This is a genomic window from Prevotellamassilia timonensis (assembly GCF_021531665.1).
Lineage (GTDB): Bacteria > Bacteroidota > Bacteroidia > Bacteroidales > Bacteroidaceae > Alloprevotella.
Genome location: NZ_JADYUH010000003.1, coordinates 132,451 through 138,705 on the forward strand (window position 1 = coordinate 132,451; position 6,255 = coordinate 138,705).

Annotated in this window: 4 protein-coding genes; all 4 read left to right on the top strand. The window is 51.3% G+C overall.

The window, feature by feature from the left end; translation table 11 throughout:
- The first annotated feature begins 22 nt into the window (after positions 1-22).
- The 4 genes from I6E40_RS01775 to pyrI all read left to right on the top strand — a co-directional run bounded on the left by I6E40_RS01775 (position 23) and on the right by pyrI (position 4,858).
- Positions 23-1,534 (top strand): hypothetical protein, encoded by a 1,512-nt coding sequence (locus I6E40_RS01775; RefSeq protein ID WP_235385135.1) that lies wholly within the window; start codon positions 23-25, stop codon positions 1,532-1,534.
- A gap of 135 nt (positions 1,535-1,669) precedes the next feature.
- Positions 1,670-3,256: a replicative DNA helicase gene (gene dnaB / locus I6E40_RS01780; RefSeq protein ID WP_235385136.1), complete on the top strand. Its 1,587-nt coding sequence runs from the start codon at positions 1,670-1,672 to the stop codon at positions 3,254-3,256.
- A 149-nt stretch (positions 3,257-3,405) separates the two neighbouring features.
- Positions 3,406-4,323, top strand: a complete 918-nt coding sequence (gene pyrB / locus I6E40_RS01785; protein WP_235385137.1) for an aspartate carbamoyltransferase — start codon at positions 3,406-3,408, stop codon at positions 4,321-4,323.
- A 76-nt stretch (positions 4,324-4,399) separates the two neighbouring features.
- The gene (pyrI, locus tag I6E40_RS01790) at positions 4,400-4,858 is read left to right on the top strand and encodes an aspartate carbamoyltransferase regulatory subunit (RefSeq protein WP_235385138.1); all 459 of its coding nucleotides are present in this window, start codon (positions 4,400-4,402) and stop codon (positions 4,856-4,858) included.
- The last annotated feature ends 1,397 nt before the right edge of the window (positions 4,859-6,255 follow it).

The following is a 6,255-nucleotide window of genomic DNA, read 5'->3' on the forward strand; positions in this document are numbered from 1 at the left end:
GGAAACCAACCATCATCAATTAATGACTTCAACACACTTGCGCGCTTTCGTCTGTCACAGACTGCTCTGGATGCTGCTTCTGCTGTTCCCCTTGAGCCTCACTTCCTGCTTGGACGATGTGGAATATTCCACCTCGCCCGCTGACCTCGTCTTCTTCAGCACAGACACGCTGAGGTTGGACACCGTCATCAGCGGAAAACCAAGCAGTTACATGACGATGAAAGTCTATAACCCCAACGGGAAAGCCATCAGATTCAGCGACATCAACCTTGAATGCGGCATCGAAAACTCACCGTTCAAAGTGAACATTGATGGAGAACCTCTGACGGAGCTGACACGAACTGCACACGAAATCAACAGCAAAGACAGCATGTTCATCAACGTCATGGTGAACATTCCGGAAGAAGACCTGGACGACCCTTACGCCGTCAGCGACAAACTTACCTTCACCACAGAAGGCGGGGCGGTGCAGAAGGTCGTACTTGAAGCCGCGGGGCAAACCGTCATCAATCTCAATGGACTGAGAGTCAGTGAAAACATGACACTGGACGCCACACGCCCCTACCAAATCGGCGACAGCATCGTGGTTGAAAAAGGGGCAGTACTGACACTCGCCGCAGGGACAAAACTCTTCTTTGCGCCGGACGCCTCGCTGATTGTCCACGGCTCGCTGCACGTGGAAGGAGAACTCGGCAAAACGGTGATGATGCGAGGGAATCGCTTGGGAAATATGTTTGACGGACAAGCCTACGACCGCATCCCGGCACAATGGGGCGGGGTAGTGCTGCGAGAAACATCCACCGACAACCGAATCAACTTCGCTGACATCCACAGCGGCATGTTTGGCATTCTGCTCTGTCCGCCCGCCGATGCCACCGATGAAACGCGACTCACGCTGGAAAACTCCATCGTTCACAACACCATGCACAACGCACTGGAACTCCATGCTTCCAAAGTGCGTGTCGGAAACAGCCAAATCACCAACGCCGGCGGGAACTGTGTCACCGTGCGCGGCGGAGATGTGACTTTTGTGCACTGCACGATTGCACGTTTCTATGTCTTCACGGGAGGAAATGGAGTCGCACTGGACTTCACGAACTTCTCAGACACAGACGGAAGCCCATTGCCTCTGAAGAACCTCACCTTCACAAACAGCATCATCACAGGCTATGCCTCGGACGAAGTCATGGGACTGAGAGCGGAGAAATATCCGAACACCGAGTTTAACTATCTCTTTGACCACAGTCTCGTGAACACGCCATTGCCCGAAACGCCTGATGAGCACTGGAGAAGCTGCTTCCAAGACAAAGAGGACAGCACGGAAGAGAACGTCTCAAGACAACACAACTTCTCTCCGGAGTTTGACCTGCACACCCTCTTCTTCAGTTTCCGACTGAACGAAAAGTCCAAAGCTGTGGGGAACGCTGACCCCGCCGTCTCCGCCGCCACCTATCCCACAGACCTCCTCGGACAGCCTCGCGGCACTGCCCCCGACATGGGTTGCTATCAACACGTGCCGGAAGTCAAGGAGTGAAATTCTCCCCCGGGGGTCACGATTTGATTCGTTCTTCTGACAGAGCATTGATTCAAATAACACCCCTGGAAAGATAAACTTGAAACCTGACCCCTGAATCTTAAAAAGACCCGCGCCTCCGGCGCACCTACACTCATGCCCAACGACAACAACTCCAAACCCAAATATTCTCGCAACCGCAAGAGTTTCTCTCGTCCCACACCTGAAGACTTGCCGGGTCATCTTCAGCCTCAAGCCATCGAACTTGAGCAGGCTGTGCTCGGTGCACTGATGATTGAGAAGCACGCCTACTTCCAGGTGTGCGAAATCCTCCGTCCCGAGAGTTTCTATGACCACCGCCACCAACTCATTTACAAAGCCATCGTCCGTCTCAACATGGAGGAGAAGCCGGTGGACATCCTCACCGTCACCGACTTTCTGCGCTCGCAAGAAGAACTCGAGGAAGCCGGCGGACTCTTCTACATCTCCGAACTCAGCGGACTCGTCGTCTCTGCCGTACACATAGAATATCACGCGCGAATCATTGCACAAAAAGCACTGGCACGCGAACTCATCACCTTCACCGGAGACATCCGCGAAAAGGCGTTCGACAGCACACAAGACGTCGATTTGCTCATGCAGGAGGCGGAGGGAAGACTCTTCGAACTGACACAGTCCAGTCTGAAAAAGGACTACACACAAATAGACCCCGTCATCAACGAAGCCTACGAAATGCTGCGACAGGCGGCAGCAAGAACGGACGGCATGAGCGGAATTCCATCCGGATTCCACGAACTGGACCGAATCACTTCCGGCTGGCACAAGTCTGACCTCGTCGTTCTCGCCGCACGACCCGCCATGGGAAAAACAGCCTTCGCACTCAGCATGGCGAAGAACATCGCAGTCGATCAAAGAAAGCCCGTCGCCATCTTCTCACTTGAAATGGCAAACGTGCAGTTGGTCAATCGTCTCATCGTCAACGTCTGCGACATCAAGGGTGAAACGCTCAAAACGGGACAACTGAAACCATTTGAATGGAGCCAACTCGACATCAGAATCAAACAACTCGTCGGAGCGCCACTCTTTGTGGATGACACACCGCAACTTTCCGTCTTCGAACTGCGCTCCAAGGCTCGAAGACTTGTTCAGGAACACAAGGTGGAAATGATTATGATTGACTACCTACAACTCATGAACGCCTCGGGAATGAGTTTCGGAAGCCGACAAGAAGAAGTCTCCACCATCAGCCGCTCCCTCAAAGGACTCGCAAAGGAACTCCAAATCCCCATCATCGCACTCTCACAGTTGAACCGAAGCGTCGAACAAAGACCGGATGCGGACAAACGACCGCAACTGAGCGACCTCCGCGAATCCGGTGCCATCGAACAGGACGCCGACATGGTGATTTTCATCCACCGACCCGCATACTACAAAATCTTCACCGCCGAAGACGGAACAGACCTGCGAGGAAAAGCGGAAATCATCATCGCAAAACACCGAAACGGTGCCGTCGGAACTGTAAGACTTAGATTCAAAGATGAATATGCACGCTTCGAGAACGAAGAAGAAGATGACGGAGGAGTGGGCGCTTCCAACAATGCGGGAACTAACCAGGGAGAGTTCATCGGCTCACGTGTGAACGGTCCGCAAGAACTACCACCCCCGGCAGGAATGGAGGCACTTCCGCCCTCCGCCGACATTCCCTTCGCCGCACCGCCACCCGGAGAGATGCCATCGTTCTGATTCCTTCTTGGGTTTCGTTCATGGGGTGTTCTAAAATATCAGGTAGAATTTTGAATGCTCCTTATTCCGTAGTTTTTTAGCCCCCCCTTATACCTTATTATATATAGCACTCTTATTTCTTTCTAACCTCCTCTACACCTCACCTCATCATGAAAGAAAACAACAGTCTGGTCACCATCGCAAACCTTTCGCGAGAAGACATCATGCACCTGCTCCACCAGGCAGAGAAATTTGAACGCGAGCCGAACCGAACCATCCTTTCGGACAAAGTCGTTGCCACACTCTTCTTCGAACCATCCACAAGAACACGTCTCTCCTTTGAAACCGCTGCAAACCGTCTCGGCGCAAGAGTCATCGGATTCACAGACCCAAAAGTCACCAGTTCCACTAAGGGAGAAACACTCAAAGACACCATCATGATGGTCAGCAACTATGCTGACGTCATCGTCATGAGACACTATCTCGAAGGCGCTGCAAGATATGCCGCAGAAATCTCACCCGTGCCCGTCATCAATGCGGGAGACGGAGCGAACCAGCATCCCACACAAACCTTGCTGGACCTCTACAGCATCTACAAAACACAAGGAACTCTCGACAACCTGCACATCTATCTCGTCGGAGACCTCAAATACGGAAGAACCGTACACTCTCTCATCATGGCGATGCGACACTTCAATCCTACCTTCCACTTCATCGCACCCAAAGAACTCGCCATGCCCGAGGAATACAAAATCTACTGCCAAAACAGAAACATTCCCTTCGTCGAAGAAGAGGAGTTCAACGCTGACATCATCGCCAACGCCGACATTCTCTACATGACCAGAGTCCAGAGGGAAAGATTCACAGACCTCATGGAATATGAAAGAGTCAAAGACGTCTATATCCTGAAAGCATCCATGCTGAAAGACGCCAAACCCACAATGAAAGTCTTGCACCCACTGCCGAGAGTCAACGAAATTGCCTACGACGTGGACGACGACCCACACGCCTACTATTTCCAACAGGCACGCAACGGACTCTACGCACGACAAGCCATCATCTGCAACACGCTCGGAATCACAGTCTAAACCGTGTCCCCCAAACCACTCGACACACGACACTTCATTGTTTCTTCACTCATTCCTTAATCCTCCAAACATAATCATGAAACGCGAAGAACTCATGGTGGCAGCCATCCAAAACGGAACTGTCATTGACCACATACCTTCCTCAAGACTCTTTGAAGTCGTACGTCTCCTTCATCTCGAGGACATCCGACAATCCTCCATCATGGTAGGCTACAATCTCAAAAGCCGAAAGATGGGGCATAAAAGCATCATCAAAATCAGTGACAAATTTTTCACCGATGCCGAACTGAACCTGCTCAGCGTCGTGGCACCCAACGTCACCCTCTGCATCATCAAAGACTTTGAGGTCGTGGAAAAGAAGCGTGTGACGCTCCCACAAACCATCGCCGGAATTGTGAAGTGCGCCAATCCAAAGTGCATCACCAACAACGAACCCATGCCCACGCGCTTCGTCGTCAGCCAAGAAGACCCCATCATGCTCCGCTGCGAATATTGCGAGAAGGAGCAATCACTCGAAAAAGTGAAACTCGTCTGAAGCGTCACGAAACGCAGTGCCACACAAGTGCAGTGCCGCCTGGCTCACCTGCCGCGGATTTTGAAAAGTCTGCACGGCGAGCGATTTGACGGACGCAATTTAAAGTGCCCGCGCGACTAATCAAAATAGTTTGAAACCCTACACAAACCCTACGCAGTGACGGAGTGAAACCGCTGCTGTGTAGGGTTTGTTGTAACTGCATTTCAACGCTACACTATACGTAAATAAAAGGGGAAAACAAAAAACTATACAAACTATACACAAGCCCTACATTCAAGCCTGCATCTCACTGATTATCCGTTAGTTGCGAAATGTATAGTTTGCGCTTCAAACTATACACAAACTATACACAAACCCTACACAGCGAGCGTTCAAAACCCTGCACGGCAACCCTGCACAGCAACCCTGCACGGCAACCCTACACAGCAACCCTTCACGGCAACCCTGCGCGGACAGCCCGTTGGCAAGCAAGACTATCCAGCCTGGAAGGCTGTACTGTGAGTAACCGGGGGCAACGCCCCCGGAAAGATGCACCCCCCTCAGTGTCAGCCTGGAAGGCTGTACGCCCGCGAAGATGGCGGCGCGAGCCGCCGCACCGAAGGCGCATTCTGCATTGATGACGACATAGACATCAAGCACCGCTTCCAACGAACGGTTTTTGCCTTTTCAGCGACATAGGATTTTCGGTGAGCCCGAGAAAGGTGGAGTGCGCCTGCGACGCTGCGGCTACCGCCGCCATCTTCGCGGGCGTATAGCCCTCCAGGCTAATCTTTCCTTGCCTCCTACTATCCCCGGGCGTTGCCCGGGGTTACTCACAGTATAGCCCTCCAGGCTAAGATACTTTTGCTGCACAGGTGATAACGGGAGAAGAGACAAAGAGTCTAAGGGCGAAAGACGAAAGGACCGCCTTTTTGAAACCTTAATGTTCATGAATTATTCACGAATTGACCATGAATTGATTTTTTGGAACACGAAACGCGCGAAATGTTCAGAATTTAATGAGACATTTAATGAGACAATTAATGGGCATTAATGGAGAAACATTTCTTGCTAGGAGCGCACCTAGGAAAAACTAGGAGCGCACCCAGGAAAAACTAGGAGCGCACCCAGGAAAAACTAGGAGCGCACCTAGGAAAAACTAGGAGCGCACCTAGGAAAAACTGGGAGCGCACCTAGGAAAAACTAGGAGCGCACCTAGGAAAAACTGGGAGCGCACCCTTTTGAAACCTTAATGTTCATGAATTATTCACGAATTGACCATGAATTGATTTTTGAACCCGAATTGTTCACGAATTGAACAGAATTAATGGGACAATTAATGGGTCAATTAATGGGCATTAATGGAGAAATTGAAAAGCCCTTCCCTTTAGGGAGGGGTTGGGGTAGGCTTTTGAAAA

Coding starts and splice junctions, on each gene's coding strand:
- I6E40_RS01775 (WP_235385135.1), top strand. CDS start 23: ATGACTTCAACACACTTGCGCGCTTTCGTCTGTCACAGACTGCTCTGG.
- dnaB (WP_235385136.1), top strand. CDS start 1,670: ATGCCCAACGACAACAACTCCAAACCCAAATATTCTCGCAACCGCAAG.
- pyrB (WP_235385137.1), top strand. CDS start 3,406: ATGAAAGAAAACAACAGTCTGGTCACCATCGCAAACCTTTCGCGAGAA.
- pyrI (WP_235385138.1), top strand. CDS start 4,400: ATGAAACGCGAAGAACTCATGGTGGCAGCCATCCAAAACGGAACTGTC.